This is a genomic window from Microcystis sp. 49638_E5 (assembly GCF_021300285.1).
GTDB lineage: Bacteria > Cyanobacteriota > Cyanobacteriia > Cyanobacteriales > Microcystaceae > Microcystis > Microcystis aeruginosa_C.
The window spans coordinates 82,636-97,773 of record NZ_JAJTDH010000011.1 but is presented as its reverse complement, the minus strand read 5'-3'; the positions used below and the strand labels follow the sequence as shown (position 1 = coordinate 97,773).

11 protein-coding genes and 3 pseudogenes are annotated in these 15,138 nt (G+C 40.3%); 5 read left to right on the top strand and 9 right to left on the bottom strand.

Annotated features, from left to right (window positions below):
- Positions 1 to 113: 113 nt before the first annotated feature.
- A pseudogene (locus LW728_RS05335) lies at positions 114 to 290 on the top strand (IS630-like element ISMae25 family transposase); the annotation flags it as partial.
- 62 nt (positions 291 to 352) lie between these two features.
- Here LW728_RS05335 and LW728_RS05330 read toward each other — a convergent pair.
- Positions 353 to 1,615, bottom strand: coding sequence for a YcjF family protein (locus LW728_RS05330; protein ID WP_287765562.1), 1,263 nt, complete (start codon positions 1,613 to 1,615; stop codon positions 353 to 355).
- A 58-nt stretch (positions 1,616 to 1,673) separates the two neighbouring features.
- Between LW728_RS05330 and LW728_RS05325 the strand changes: the two genes are divergently transcribed.
- Positions 1,674 to 2,849 (top strand): DUF4336 domain-containing protein, encoded by a 1,176-nt coding sequence (locus LW728_RS05325; protein WP_287765561.1) that lies wholly within the window; start codon positions 1,674 to 1,676, stop codon positions 2,847 to 2,849.
- Positions 2,850 to 2,907: 58 nt separating this feature from the next.
- The gene (locus tag LW728_RS05320) at positions 2,908 to 3,153 is read left to right on the top strand and encodes a ssr2422 family thylakoid membrane protein (RefSeq protein ID WP_002800439.1); all 246 of its coding nucleotides are present in this window, start codon (positions 2,908 to 2,910) and stop codon (positions 3,151 to 3,153) included.
- Positions 3,154 to 3,210: 57 nt separating this feature from the next.
- Here LW728_RS05320 and LW728_RS05315 read toward each other — a convergent pair whose 3' ends face one another.
- The 5 genes and pseudogenes from LW728_RS05315 to LW728_RS05295 all read right to left on the bottom strand — a co-directional run bounded on the left by LW728_RS05315 (position 3,211) and on the right by LW728_RS05295 (position 6,666).
- The gene (locus LW728_RS05315; protein ID WP_287670426.1) at positions 3,211 to 4,347 is read right to left on the bottom strand and encodes an amino acid ABC transporter permease; all 1,137 of its coding nucleotides are present in this window, start codon (positions 4,345 to 4,347) and stop codon (positions 3,211 to 3,213) included.
- 282 nt (positions 4,348 to 4,629) lie between these two features.
- Positions 4,630 to 4,896, bottom strand: a complete 267-nt coding sequence (gene psaK, locus LW728_RS05310) for a photosystem I reaction center subunit PsaK (protein WP_002734065.1) — start codon at positions 4,894 to 4,896, stop codon at positions 4,630 to 4,632.
- Between the two features lie 144 nt (positions 4,897 to 5,040).
- Positions 5,041 to 5,277, bottom strand: coding sequence for a 50S ribosomal protein L28 (gene rpmB, locus LW728_RS05305; protein ID WP_002732080.1), 237 nt, complete (start codon positions 5,275 to 5,277; stop codon positions 5,041 to 5,043).
- Between the two features lie 253 nt (positions 5,278 to 5,530).
- Positions 5,531 to 5,953: pseudogene (locus tag LW728_RS05300) on the bottom strand (PIN-like domain-containing protein).
- Positions 5,950 to 6,666 carry a DUF433 domain-containing protein gene (locus LW728_RS05295; protein WP_002760746.1) on the bottom strand — a complete coding sequence of 239 codons (717 nt, stop codon included), beginning with the start codon at positions 6,664 to 6,666 and terminating at the stop codon, positions 5,950 to 5,952. Before LW728_RS05295 ends, LW728_RS05300 begins: the two are co-directional and overlap by 4 nt.
- Positions 6,667 to 6,841: 175 nt before the next feature.
- Here LW728_RS05295 and LW728_RS05290 point away from each other — a divergent pair, with 175 nt between their 5' ends.
- Positions 6,842 to 10,039 carry a type ISP restriction/modification enzyme gene (locus LW728_RS05290; RefSeq protein ID WP_287765559.1) on the top strand — a complete coding sequence of 1,066 codons (3,198 nt, stop codon included), beginning with the start codon at positions 6,842 to 6,844 and terminating at the stop codon, positions 10,037 to 10,039.
- Between the two features lie 112 nt (positions 10,040 to 10,151).
- Here the strand turns inward: LW728_RS05290 and LW728_RS23345 are convergent.
- The 3 genes and pseudogenes from LW728_RS23345 to LW728_RS05280 form a co-directional block, all read right to left on the bottom strand.
- Positions 10,152 to 10,259 (bottom strand): annotated as a pseudogene (locus LW728_RS23345) (PIN-like domain-containing protein); the annotation flags it as partial.
- 64 nt (positions 10,260 to 10,323) lie between these two features.
- Complete coding sequence (locus LW728_RS05285; RefSeq protein ID WP_287765557.1) at positions 10,324 to 10,980, bottom strand: hypothetical protein; 657 nt, start codon at positions 10,978 to 10,980, stop codon at positions 10,324 to 10,326.
- 2 nt (positions 10,981 to 10,982) lie between these two features.
- Positions 10,983 to 11,972: an ImmA/IrrE family metallo-endopeptidase gene (locus tag LW728_RS05280; protein ID WP_287665995.1), complete on the bottom strand. Its 990-nt coding sequence runs from the start codon at positions 11,970 to 11,972 to the stop codon at positions 10,983 to 10,985.
- A 222-nt stretch (positions 11,973 to 12,194) separates the two neighbouring features.
- On the opposite strand from LW728_RS05280, the gene secA reads away from it, so the two are divergent.
- Positions 12,195 to 15,011, top strand: coding sequence for a preprotein translocase subunit SecA (secA, locus tag LW728_RS05275; RefSeq protein ID WP_287665992.1), 2,817 nt, complete (start codon positions 12,195 to 12,197; stop codon positions 15,009 to 15,011).
- The last annotated feature ends 127 nt before the right edge of the window (positions 15,012 to 15,138 follow it).

Genomic DNA, 15,138 nt, shown 5'->3' with positions numbered 1-15,138 from the left:
CCTGTTGATGCCTTAAGTCCTTCCCTATATGGATTTCAGATACTTTTGAGCGTAGGCGCTCTCATCGAATTTTATTTTAAGTTAATTATTTGCATAACAATTCCCGAAGAGCCAGGATTTCTAGCAAGGAAGAACTAAAAAGGGAGATAGAAACCTGGCAAAAAGAACGTAATCAGACTGCATCTACAGTAATATGGACGTTTACGACCAGCGATGCTAGGGTCAAGCTGAAACATCTTTATCCAGTTTTTGAGGAGGAGGAATCGGGAGAATCTATTGCACCAAATTAGCTGAAACAATCCACTAGAGTGGATCAGATTTATGTGAAATGACTATATTCTTTGAATACCGATCAATTATCTCCTCGCGTAGCGACATTTTTAAATCTTTCTTGGGCAGCAGAAAAAGCCTCTTTCATAACCCTTTGAATCCTCTTAGGATCGGGTTTTTTACCCCCCATTAAATCGCCAAAATAGACACAAGCGCCCTCTCCTAGGGCCCAGGTATAGGCAGCGGACCAAGAAGCGGCGATGACACTGCCAAAACCGGGGATAAATTTCACCAATTCCCGACCGATGGCCTGGGCCAAAAAGCCGCCAGCGATCGCACTGACGACTCCACCGGCTTGGGATGGGGTTAAGACTTGACCGTATAATTTGCCTAAAACCCCCACCATTGACACTTGTAGGGCGGTTAACACGGGCATAGTCGCTAAGGGTAAGGGAATCGCCGCCAAGGTTGCCGCTATGACGGAAAAGGCTAACATATAGCGTCGGGCCACGTCCCGATAGAGATTGCCTAATTTATTGCTGGTTTCCCGATCTAAAAGTTGGTGGATGGTGTTAGCCTCGGCTTTTGGCAATAAATCAGCTAAATTGTCTCTAAATGCCTCTAAACCGTAAAAAACGGGGTTGTAACCGTCTTCCTCTAGGGTAAAGTCTATTAGCACAGAATTGTCATATAAATCCTTAAAAGTTTCTTTAATTTCTTGATAGGCGCGATTGATATTCTCGCAATCGGGAGGATAAGGGGGATGATCGGCGGTATTAGGAGTATAAAGCTGATGAAGGCAGGTTACAGCCAGTAAACAGGGGATTTTAGGGTATTTTTGCCGCAGTTGTCTGGTAATTTCCAGAAGGCTATCGGTGGCAAAATCATCAATTTTTACCGTCACGATAAAAACTTGGGCGCGTCCCGTGTTTTCGGCTAAATCTGCTAATAATTCCGCGATTACCCTGTCTGTGTGTTGATAGGCATCCCCTAACCCCACCGTATCGGTAAAAATCAACAGGGGTAAGTCTTCCGCGGGGTAGGTGTAGCGCTGGGTGTTTTGGGTGTGGGGACGGAAACCTTGCCCGACGATTTCCGCCGAAACTCCCGTTATTCCCCGAATAATCGAACTTTTTCCCGTTTGCGGTTTGCCGATTAACAGCGCCTCGGTGGTGGGTAATTCTTGACGGACTTTTTCTAAAATTTCCGCCACTTGAGTGTCACTAACACTAAACCATTGCAGGACAGTATTAGTCAACTGGTCGATGGGGAGTCTTTTCATCACTTCCCCCGTGAGACTATTCCAAGTATTGACCAAAGAATCAATGGGCAGTTTATCAGTCATGGGGATTAGAAGGGTTTATGATAACTAAAATAGAGATTTTCAGCGATAGAATCAGACGATGACAAAAGCCGCAATTAGTCCGCAAGATTTATCATGGCCTTTTTGGCCAATTGTACCACTTTATCCCTACGGTCAAAGACGGACAATTCGCCAAGAAGTGGTGAAAGATACGCTCTGGACATTTGAGCAATTGCAGGGTATTTTCTATGTGGTTGTGCCGATTCGCATGACGGTAATTAAGTTAGCATCCGGGGGTTTATTTGTTTATGCACCAGTGGCCCCGACTCCTGAATGTATTCGCTTAATGCGTGAGTTGGAAAGTGAACACGGGGAAGTTAAATATATTATTTTACCGACGATTTCTGGCATTGAACATAAGGTTTTTGTCGGTCCTTTTGCCCGTTATTTTCCTAAGGCTATAGTTTATGTTGCTCCTAATCAATGGAGTTTTCCTCTTAATTTACCTTTGAGTTGGTTGGGTTTACCGGCAAAACGAACAGAAATTTTACCTGCTGACTCGGCAACCACTCCTTTTGGAAAAGATTTTAGTTATGAAATTTTACCCGCAATTGATCTGAATGTGGGATACTTCTCGGAAGTGGCTTTTTTTCATCACTACTCTCAAACTCTGCTGCTGACTGATGGCATTATTTCTATCCCAGAAAATCCCCCCGCTATTTTAGAATTAGACCCCTATCCGCTGCTGTTTCACGCTAAAAATAGTGCTAAGGATCTGGTAGAGGATACCCCAGAAAATCGCCGTCGGGGTTGGCAGAGAATTTGTCTTTTTGCTCTTTATTTTCAACCTCCTGTTTTAGCTGTTCCCAATTGGATTAAGGTGTTCAGAGATGCTTTTACTGCTCAGGAAAGGAGTAAAAAAGCCTATTTTGGTTTATTCCCTTTTCAATGGGGTGATGATTGGCAAAAGACTTTTTTAAATTTGCGTCGCGAGGGGAGGTTAATAGTAGCGCCAATTTTGCAAACTTTGATTCTTAATCGCAATACTGACGAGGTGAGTCAATGGGTTGATAGAATTTGCCAATGGCCGATTAAACAGGTTATTCCTTGTCATTTTGCTAGTCCGATTCAAGCTGATAGTCAAGAGTGTCACCAGGCTTTTTCTTTCTTGTCAAAAAATCCTTATTTACCTAAAGATGACTTGGAATGTTTAGAAAGTATTGATAGTTTTTTAGTGCGCTGGCGATTGACTCCTCCTCCTGATAAAAAATTGTAATTTATGGCTAAGAACTGCTATAATATAGGCGGTTGTTAGTTGATTGCTAATCAAGGTCATGCAAATTCCCGAAAATCCCAGTAATGATGACATCAGAGCGGCGTTGATTCAATTGCGAGAAGAACTTGGTCAAAAAGTTGACCGCTTAGATTATAAATTTGATGCCTATCAAAAAGGTACAGATGGTATGGTGAGAATGGCTACTACTATCATCATTGCCACCGCTTCTGTGGTGGTTTTATCTAGTCTTAGTCCTGCGGTGACAGCAATTATCACCGCTTTATATTCTGCTAATGCTCATTAGTTACTTTATCGCTAAATTCTGGTGCGATTCGGTGCGTTAGGCGCTTGCTAACACACCCTATCTTTCCTGAATTTTTACCCGTTGATTTAATTGATTCATAGCCAGAGAAATCACCAGATTAAAGAATAAATAGGTGGCCATAACTACTATTAACATCTCTACAGATTTTCCCGTCTGATTAGCGATGGTACTAGAGATAGCATAAATATCATTATAACCAATAGCGATCGCTAAACTAGAGTTTTTAACCAGGTTTAAACATTCATTAGTTAAAGGAGGAATAATCACTGGCAAAGCTTGGGGAAAAATTACTAATCTCATCACTAATAAAGGTTTTAATCCCAAGGCTTTAGCTGCTTCCCATTGTCCCCGATTAACCGATTGAATCCCCCCCCGTACCGTTTCCGCAATAAAGGCAGCTGTATAAACAGTTAAACCGATTAAGAGAGTAGCAAACTCAGAAGAAAGATGTAAACCAAAGTCAATATTTTGATTAAGAGGATTAACTTGGGGACTTTGCCATTGTAAACCCCAGATTAGAGGAATTATAACTAGGATTAGTAGGCTAGTTAGACATAAACTAAGTTTATTTTTTAGACATAAAAATACTGAGATAATTATTCCTAAAGCAATGATAGCTAAGGCTAACCATGTCCTGAAACTATTAGCGGGAAAAGGTAAATAGACTCCTGAGTTATTTAAAAATACCCTGCCAAAAAACTCTAGAGAGTCCTCAACTTTCGGCAGTTTCAGAAATACAGCAAAATACCAGAAAAATAATTGTAATAATAAAGGAGTATTGCGAATAGTTTCCACATAAATTGTTGCCAACTGACGAATTAACCAATTATCCGACAAGCGACCTAACCCGATGACTATTCCCAGACTAATCGCCAAAAATATGCCAGTAATCATAATGCGGAGGGAATTAACTAATCCCACCAAAAGAGCGCGAAAATAGGTATCGGTGGGACTGTAGGCAATAGGAGAGTCACCAATCGCAAAAGAGGCTGGTCGGTCAGGATCAAAGAGAAAGCCAAAGCCAAAACTTAAGCGTAGGCGTTGGAAATTAATCACTAAATTGCGGCCAAAAAACCAGAAAATTAGGCAGACAATTAGCAGGATAATTACCTGTAGAAAAATCTTCTGAAATCGCTCATCGTACCAAAAAGAATTTTTTTGAGGTAAGGTCATATTTATTATAAGTAAGTGGTTCTAATTAAATCCCCCCTATATCCCCCCTTGATAAGGTAGGGTTGATTCATGAATCAACCCTACCCTTGATAAGGGGGGTGCCGATCCCCCCTGCCCCCCTTGATAAGGGGGGTGCCGATCCCCCCTTAGTCCCCCCTTTAATCCCCCCTTAATAAGGGGGGCATCTGATAATTTTTAACACCTACCTACTTATATAGTCCAGAATTTTTCACAAAAGAAATCGGTGACTTTTGGCCACCGATTGAGAAAATCAAAACATATTTAGATAACTCCCAGACGGGAAAGACCGAGGATGACACCGGCGCCGAGGACATGACCAAAACTGGTAGTACCCAGTAAAGCGCCTAATCCCATACCACCGAATAAAGCGGGGGAAGGTAAAGCAGGACCGACATTTTGTTGTTTAATAGTCGCTTTACCGAAAGCAATAGCGAGAATATTGCAGATAATCATGACAATCGCCACTTTGGGACTCCATTCGCTGGAACCTTGCACGGCGGTGGCGGCCATTAATAGGGTTGAGTACATTGAAATTCTCCTGAACAGGTCGTTTTAAGTTTTTAATCTTAAAGGTAGTTTTCACCCCACATCACGGCCTGTTGCAATACTTAATAATCAAAAGCAGAGGAGTCAACCATACAGCCGATTCGTCTCTACTTATGAACTACTCGCTTAGTACAAATTCAAGTTTAAGCCTACTTCTCTAGCGAAGACGGCTAATCCTTTCTTTTCAATGGTTTTGATAGCTTTGGTAGAGATGCGTAGTTTTACCCAACGGTTGCCTTCCGACCACCAAACTCTTTTCCATTGTAGGTTAGCTTCTTGTAATTTTTTGGTGCGACGGTGGGAGTGGGACACCGCATAGGCGTTATTGGCCTTTTTCCCCGTCATAGTACAGACTCTAGACATAATTTACTCCTGTGCGATCGATGTTTGTCAATAGTCAACCTTTCTAGTTTAACTCAAATCTCGCCAGAAGTCCCCCCTTCCCCTGGGTGAAGTGAACGGAGATAAATTTAACAGCAAGTGGGGGGATTAAGAAGTTGATTGAACCAGTTCACTGCTCAGACAATTTCGACAATTGCATCAGAGGTAATGGTGAGAATATTGTCAACAAATTTAGCTGTAATTTTTTACTGAATAAAAAATATTTTAATAAGTTTTACATAGTTTCTAGTATTCTGGTTAATTCATTTTTATTTTTCCACAATTTGACTTGAAAATTTTGGTATATTTTGGCGATAAAAGGAGCTTAATTATCTTGGTTTATTCTTTCGATTTTATCGATTGTTTCGACAAAAATATTAATCATAGTTTGACGAGGTAAGTTGCCAGAAACTAGAACAAATACTTGAGCCTGATAACGGGCTATCTGTTGAACTTCTAAAATATTTCTACCAATGTTTACATCTTTAGTTAATACTATCCATCCTCTTTGACTAACAATAGGTAGCCAATCTGTATCCGGTGCATCTGGGGCAAAATGGGCATGATGAAATTCAATTTTAACCCCTATTTCTTGCAAAGCTTCACCGATAGACTTTCCTAAAGCGCGGTCTATAAAATAGGTGTATTGATAGGTCATGCCGCTTGCCAATTGCACTCGAATAAAATCGCTTTTTCAATTTGCCAAGGTTGACAATTATAATCATTGGCAATATCTTCTATAGAGTCCCCCGCATCATAAAGTTCTGTGACAACTTTAGTGGGAATTCCTGTTCCTGTGATCACGGGTTTTCCGAAGGAAATATTAGGGTCTATCTTTAGGACTTTATTGCTGAAGTCTTCCCCATTTATGTCGATAGTGGGAAAAAGCCGTGTGGCGATATCTTGTTCATCCCATTCAATACGAGTTAAGAGATTATTTAAGAATTGTTTCATCGTCAATTGTCCCGAGCGGGAGGCATTAATTAAATGTTCAAATTGTTCAATAAAAAGGTCAGTTCCATCGGTACTAAATTGTTTTTGAACTAGAGGATGATCGGTGTTAAATTGTTCACTAATATAGTCTAGGGCAAGTCTAACTTTATCGAGAGGGATGTTATGAACTTTGCGAATAACTCTTAAAACGTGCGCTTCCACTAAGTTAGTAAAGGAAAGTTGCGGAATATTCGGATTAGGTCGTTGAATGAGGGGTAAAAACTCTTTTTGTCCTTTTTTTGTGGGGTAGGTGCGTCCTCGTACCCACGTTCTCAGAGTGGGCAAAGGAATATGGAGATAGCGCGCAGTATCGGCTATAGTGTAGGTGGGAACATGATAGAGATGCTCTAGAGATAAGGGAGATGATGCTTTGACCATCGTTAATATTTTGGTGAAGTTGTTAGGATGAGATTATCGCCTATTATTTCATTTTAGCTAATTTTGGTATCCTTGAGGATAGGGATAAAGCAGGATGAGGGCATCTCAGTGGACATTGGGGGCTAAATGAGGTTATATTTTATCTATAGAAGAACGTTTGTATGTCGCAACGATAATGAGTAATTCACTGCCAAAATATCTAGAGGAAATCACAGGCATTTATCAACAGGGTAACGCCACAGAACACAGTTATCGTCCTGCTTTAAAAAAATTAATTGAATCCCTAAATAATAACCTACAAGCTCTCAATGAACCCAAAAGGATTGCTTGTGGCGCTCCGGATTTTGTGATTAATCAGGGTATGGTAGAAATTGGTCATCTGGAAGCAAAAGATATCGGAACTTCTCTCAAAAAGGTTGAAAATACTCCCCAAATAAAACGTTATTTACAGGCTTTGGGTAATTTAATTATCACCGATCATTTAGAATTTCGTTGGTATGTATCGGGAGAATTGCGTCTATCAGCTGCCGTGGCAAGTCTTAATCAAAAAAAGCAAATTAAACCTGATTCCCAGGGGATTTTACAAGTAGAACAATTGTTCTGTCAATTTTTCCTCTCAAAAGTTATTCAGATAACAACACCGCGAGAATTAGCCAAAAAAATGGCCGCTTTAGCGCAGTTAATTCGAGATGCAATCGGTCAAGCTTTAAAAGATCAAGATTGCGGGGGAATGTTGCGGCAACAATTGCAATCTTTTCAACGAGTTTTAATTAGTGATCTCAATGAAGCACAGTTCGCGGATATGTATGCACAAACAATCTGTTATGGTTTATTTGCAGCGCGCTGTAATACGGATCAAATAAGTTCTTTTTCCAGGGAAACGGCAGCATTTCGACTACCGAAAACTAACCCTTTTTTGCGGGGAATTTTTCATCAAATTGCTGGTACAGAATTAGATGAGCGGATTACTTGGGCCGTGGATACTCTAGCCAATATTTTACAACAAACGGACATGGAGGGGATTCTTAGCAGCTTTGGAAAACGCACGCGCAAGCAGGATCCTGTGGTTCACTTTTATGAGACTTTTTTAGCCGAATACGATAGTAAAATGCGTGAGTCTAGGGGGGTTTATTATACCCCTGAACCCGTGGTTTCTTACATGGTTCGCAGTGTGGACTATATTCTAAAAAATAAGTTTCAGATTCCTAAAGGTTTGGCCGATGCCAAAAAAATTACTATTAAAAATCCTAATAATAGCCAAGAAACTCAGGAAGTTCACCAAGTTTTAATCCTCGATCCTGCTGTGGGAACAGGCACTTTTTTACACTCTGTTATCGACCATATCTATGATAGTTTTCGTCAACAGAAAGGGATGTGGTCTAGTTATGTTAGTAAACATTTATTACCCCGTCTCTTTGGGTTTGAATTACTGATGGCTCCCTACACCGTAGCACACATGAAATTAGGTTTACAACTTCAGGAATTAGGCTATGATTTTAGTGCCGATGAACGCTTGGGAATCTATCTCACTAACACCCTACAGGAAGCTTTTCAAATTCCCCCTGCTGATGGGTTTTTAAATCGCATTCGCGATGAAGCAGCTGCGGCAAAAGATGTTAAGCAAGAAATGCCAGTTATGGTTATTTTAGGCAATCCTCCCTATTCCTATCAGTCGATGAATACTGACCCTTGGATTGTGAATTTGGTTAAGGATTATTATCAATTAGATGGAAAACCATTGGGAGAGAGAAACCCTAAAGGTTTATTAGATGATTATGTGAAGTTTATTCGCTTTGCTCAGTATCGGGTAGCGGAAACTGGTTATGGAGTTGTGGCGTTAATTACAAATCATGGTTATTTGGATAACCCAACTTTTCGGGGAATGCGTCAAAATTTGATGCAGACTTTTGATGAGATTTATGTTTTAGATTTGCATGGGAATAGTAAGAAAAAAGAAGTTTGTCCCGACGGTTCACCAGATCAAAATGTGTTTGATATTCAGCAAGGGGTAGCGATTGCGTTTTTTATTAAGTATCAAGATAGTCAGCAAGATTTAGCCAAGGTTTATCATGCTGATTTGTGGGGGGTTAGAGAGGTGAAAGAGCATAAGGAGTTAGTTGGAGGTAAGTATTATTGGTTAGATGAAAATGATATTAGTTCAACTGAATGGGAAATTATAAATCCCAAATCAGATTTTTACCTATTTAATCCTCAGAGCAAAGTCTCATCTGATGAATATCAAAAATATTGGGAACTTGATACAATCATGTTGACAAAGGGTTCTGGCATCAAAACCCATAGAGATCACTTTGTCTATGATTTTGATAAATCTAAATTAATCGAGCGAATCAATGACTTTAGAAATACACTTATAAATGATTCAGAAATAAAAAATAAATATAAGTTGGAAGACAGTTTAGATTGGAATTTAAATCAAAAGAGAAAATCTTTTACATCTGAATCTAATTGGCAATCTTATTTCACTCAATGTTTATATAGACCTCTTGATATTAGACCTTATTATCATCATGATGCTTTAGTAAATCGGTTGAGGCATGAAATAATTCAGCATACGATGAATAAGAATAACATTAGTATAGGTATAGGTCGCCAAGGAATTGCGGTTAATGATCCTGAATGGGCCTTGATTACTGTTTTTGAGAATGCCATTGATACTAATATTTTTAGAAGAGGTGGAGTTAATATTTTTCCCCTTTATCTTTACCCAACCAATACCCCAACCCTATTTGAAACAGAAGCAACCAACTCGCCAAATGGTCGCCGTCCCAATCTAGCGCCTGAATTTATTAAGGAACTTTCGGCAAAACTTGACTTAGAATTTATCAGTGATGGCAAAGGAGACAAAAAGAAAACCTTTGGACCAGAAGACATTTTTAACTATATCTATGCTGTCTTTCACTCTCCCCAATATCGCCAACGTTACGCCGAATTTTTAAAAATAGACTTTCCTCGTGTTCCCCTAACCAGTAATCAAGAATTATTCTGGGAATTAGTCAAAAAAGGTGACAGATTAGTACATTTACACCTAATGAAAGCAACGGGAAAAGAAATTAGTAGCTATCCCGTGGCGGGTTCTAATCTAGTAGAACAGGTGAAATATGACGAAAATAAACAACAAATTTCGATTAATTCTGACCAGTATTTTGCGGGGATTCCGCCTCAAATTTGGAACTTTTATATCGGCGGTTATCAAGTGTGTCAGAAGTGGCTAAAAGACCGCAAAGGTCGCCACCTTAGCTACGATGACCTAGAACATTATCAACAAATTATCTCCATTTTGGGAGAATCGATCGCAATTATGGAAACTATAGATATAATTATCCATAAATATGGTGGTTTCCCCTTTAGTTAAGCCACCGGTGAGAGAAGATTAACACTAAATCCGTTGAGTATAGGCTACATATTGGGAGAGGCAAAAGGCAAAAGGGAGAATAAATAATCAGTTTTTAATAACCAGATTTAGTATTACCAGAAACTAGAACAAATACTTGAGCCTGATAACGAGCTATCTGTTGAACTTCTAAAATATTTCTACCAATGTTTACATCTTTAGTTAATACTATCCATCCTTGTTAATATTTTGGTGAAGTTGTTGGGATGAGATTATCGGCTATCGTTTCATTTTAGCTAATTTTGCTATCCTGGAGGGTAGGGATAAAGTAAGTTTCCGGTTTCTTTTCTTAATTCCCTAATTTCAGTTTTTAACGCTTCTCTGACTTCCTGCTCCGCTGATTCTCTGCTATAACCGAATATAAATTTAAGATTAGTGTCACAATCGCAAACGGGATAAATTTTCTCTTGAATACACTGAAATCCATAAATTTCAATGTCTTTTAAAATTAATTGTTCTAAACACCATATTTTACCTTGAAGATAGCCAGTAATCTGATTAGTTTCAGGAACATTTAAATTTTTCAAGCAGCGTTTATCTCCCGTGAGTAAATAGCTTAAATTATTTTGTTTATTCAAGTAGCTAACATAACTGATGAGAATAGCCTCACCTATATCTATTCCTTCGATTTTCTGTAATTGAATAAAATCCTCTTGATTGATATTATTGATTGATATTTTATCGCAGGCTTCAACCACAAATAAAGCATCCTCTAGGTTATATTTAACAGGGTTTCTCTTCCTTTTTTGTTGCGGTTCCCTTTTAAATTTATATTTAAATGTCTCAAGAATTTTAACTTGATTAATTTCAACTCCAAAGGTATTGAGGGTTTTCTCAAATAAGCTATAGGTGGACAATTTTAGGATAATGTCATTATCCAAACAATAAACAGAACCTATCAAGGTTAAACTCCTAACACCTTTTCTAGATACTCGTAGGTTTCGTCATCAAATTTATCCCAGTCTAACTGATTGGCCAAATATTCATTAATAATCTTATTGCCATTTGGGTTGGGTTCTAATACTTTTAAAGTAGCCATGGGTAAAGCAAAGTAGTTGTTATGCCATCCATAGTTCAGAATAATTGCACCTATGTCAATATCCGGATGATGAGAGATAAAATGTTCTTGAACATATTTACTGAATTTTTCAGTATTTGGGAATTTCCCATCCCCAAGGCAGTTATCATAATCACCTAGGAGTAATTTAGTGGCAAATTGATTAGCTTCTTTTTCTTCGCTATCATTATCAAATTTAATCTCTTCATCAACTAATACCCCATCTTTTAGATGTGCTAATGCTAAATGTCCTAACTCGTGCGCTAAGTCAAAAGCGAGTCTTGCCGACTGTTGATATTTTGAACTAAGAATAATTACAGGACAAGTGGAATGCCATTGAATTAATCCAGCAAATTTCTTAGTTTTGTTAGGAAAATGATCAAAGTATCCCACCGCTATTCCCTGAGACCAACAATAGTCTAAAAGAGAGGTCAAGTCAACCTTTGGCCAGTGACTTAAGATGTCTTTCCTGATGGTTTTAGCATCCTTAGATAAAGGGGTATAATTAACTTCAACCCCCAAGGAAATTAACTCAGCAAAACGACTCGCTAAAGCTTGTGCTAGATGGGGATGTTGGTTATTCTGGCTATTGTGCTGTTTAAATTTAGTATGGGGAGGTCGATTAAATTTGACCTTTTCTTGAGGGGTTAATAAGGATGAGAGGTCAAGATTGAGGTTTTTGGCGATATAACCTGCCCCTTCTAGGACCGCAACGGGTTTATCATTGAGTTCATCATCCCACCAACTGGGCAAGCCATTTTTTCGGACATAATTTTTTTTAAGTCCGATTTTTGAGAGTTTCCCGTAGAGGGCTGCCATGGTAAGGCTTTCTGTCATGGTTTCACCCTCCTTTGTCGGCAATACTAAGTTTTTTAAGGTTTTAGGGAATCAAAGTAGATGAGCATATTCTTTTCTCTAAGATACCATCTCTAACTTAATTTTTGCCCACTGGCAAGAGTCCCTTTTCACCGATAAATGACTCTCTACTCCCAACGAGAGTGATACAATTGTTAACACCACAGATCAAGAGCCAATCGAAGCGAGAGAATAAAAACTGCTATGTTAAAAGCCCTACTCGGAGACCCTAACGCCCGCAAAATTAAAAAATTTCAGCCCCTCGTCACCGAAATCAACCTGCTGGAAGAAGACATTAAAAACCTGTCCGATGAGGAATTAAGGAGCAAAACCAGCGAATTTAAGGAAAGATTGGACAAAGCAAGAAATTATGACGAAAGAGAGGAGATTCTCGAGGAAATCCTCCCCGAAGCTTTCGCCATTGTCCGGGAAGCGGGAATCCGAGTCTTAGGGATGCGTCACTTTGACGTGCAGTTATTGGGGGGAATGGTACTCCACAAAGGACAAATCGCCGAGATGAAAACCGGGGAAGGAAAAACCCTAGTTGCCACACTCCCCGCTTATTTGAATGGATTGACCGGAAAAGGGGTTCACGTCGTCACCGTTAACGATTATCTCGCCCGTCGTGACGCGGAATGGATGGGGCAGGTACACCGCTTTTTAGGGTTAAGTGTGGGACTAATTCAATCCGGCATGAGTCCGGAAGAAAGAAAGAAAAATTATGCCTGTGACATCACCTACACCACTAACAGCGAACTCGGCTTTGATTATCTGCGCGATAACATGGCTACAGTGATGGGGGAAGTTGTCCAAAGACCCTTTAACTACTGCGTTATCGACGAAGTGGACTCCATTCTTATTGATGAAGCGAGAACCCCATTAATTATATCAGGAGCGATTGATCGACCCACAGAAAAATATATTCTCGCCGCCGAAATCGCCAAACAATTAGTGCGCCAAGAAGTAGAAGACGGACCGGGAGACTACGAAGTTAACGAAAAAGACCGTAACGTTTTAATGACCGATGAAGGCTTTAAAAGAGCGGAAGAACTATTAGAAGTTACCGATTTATACGACCAAGAAAATCCCTGGGCGCACTATATTTCTAACGCTATTCGTGCCAAAGAACTCCAGAAAAAAGACGTTAACTATATCGTCCGCAGTGGTGAAATTGTTATCGTTGATGAGTTCACGGGACGGGTATTACCGGGGCGACGTTGGGGCGATGGTTTACATCAGGCAGTGGAGGCTAAGGAAGGGGTAGAAATTCAACAGGAAACCCAAACCTTAGCCACGATTACCTATCAAAACTTTTTCCTACTCTATCCGAAATTATCTGGCATGACCGGGACGGCCAAAACCGAAGAAACGGAACTAGAAAAAGTCTATAACCTGCAAGTAACAATTATTCCCACTAATCGCGTTTCTCGTCGGCAAGATTTAGCCGATGTGGTCTATAAAAATGAACAGGCAAAATGGAACGCCGTCGCCGAAGAATGTCAACAAATGCACGAACAGGGTCGCCCGGTTTTAGTCGGTACCACCAGTGTGGAAAAATCAGAAGTGCTTTCGCTATTATTACAGGAAAGAAAGATTCCCCATAACTTACTTAATGCTCGTCCGGAAAACGTGGAAAGGGAATCGGAAATCGTCGCCCAAGCAGGCCGGGCCGGAGCCGTAACTATTGCCACAAACATGGCGGGACGGGGAACCGATATCATCCTCGGTGGTAACTCCGATTATATGGCCCGATTGAAAATTCGCGAGTATTTAATGCCCAAATTAGTTATGCCCGAGGATGACAATCTGGCCTTTAGTTTACCCAGTTTAGGAGAACGCAATCGCCCGCAAGGATTCGCCCCGGGTAAGAAGAAAAAAAACTGGCGTGCCTCGGCGGAAATTTTTCCCACCGAGTTACCGAAAGAGGTAGAAAATGCCCTGAAAGAAGCGGTTAAATTTGCCGTTGATACCCACGGAACTCAAAGTTTACTCGAATTAGAAGTAGAAGAAAAAATCGCCATCGCAGCCGAAAAAGCCCCCACGGATGACCAAGTTATTCAAAAGTTACGTGAAGTCTATAAATTAATTCGCAAAACCTATGAAGATTACACGGGTAAAGAACACGATGAAGTAGTAGAAAGAGGCGGACTGCACGTTATCGGGACGGAACGCCACGAATCCCGCCGTATTGACAACCAATTGCGAGGCCGGGCGGGCAGACAGGGCGACCCCGGTTCTACACGCTTCTTTTTAAGCCTAGAAGACAATTTATTGCGGATTTTTGGGGGCGACCGCGTGGCCGGTTTAATGGATGCCTTCCGGGTGGAAGAAGATATGCCCATTGAGTCGGGAATGTTAACTCGTTCCTTGGAAGGAGCGCAAAGAAAAGTGGAAACCTTCTATTATGATGCCAGGAAACAGGTGTTTGAATACGACGAGGTGATGAATAATCAACGACGCGCTATTTATGCCGAACGTCGTCGGGTTTTGGAGGGGATGGACCTAAAAGAACAGGTGCTGCAATACGCCGAAAAAACCATGGATGAAATCGTCATGGCTTATGTTAATCCCGAACTGCCGGCGGAAGAATGGGATTTGGAAAAACTGATTAGTAAATCTCAGGAATTCGTCTATCTGTTGGCAGATATTACCGCTAAAGATGTCGAGGATATGAGTGTTAATGATATCAAGATGTTCCTACACGAAGAAGTTCGCAAAGCCTACGAAATTAAAGAACGTCAAGTGGATAATATTCGCGCCGGTTTAATGCGCGATGCCGAACGTTATTTTATCCTGCAACAAATCGATATGTTATGGCGCGAACACCTGCAAGCTATGGAAGCTTTACGCGAGTCGATTGGTTTACGCGGTTACGGTCAAAAAGACCCTCTGATTGAGTATAAACAGGAAGGCTACGAGATGTTTTTAGAAATGATGATTGATATCCGTCGTAACGTGGTTTATTCCCTGTTCCAATTCCAACCGCAAGGACAACCCCAAGCAGTGGCTAGTGAACAGTAAAAACTAAAAGTTGGCTTAAATTCGGGAGAATTGGCTAAGGCTGATTCTCTCATTTTTTTCTACCGAGAAATCAGTCACCCACAATCCACACTAGGACAAAAATTATCAGTCCGATTACTCCATAGGA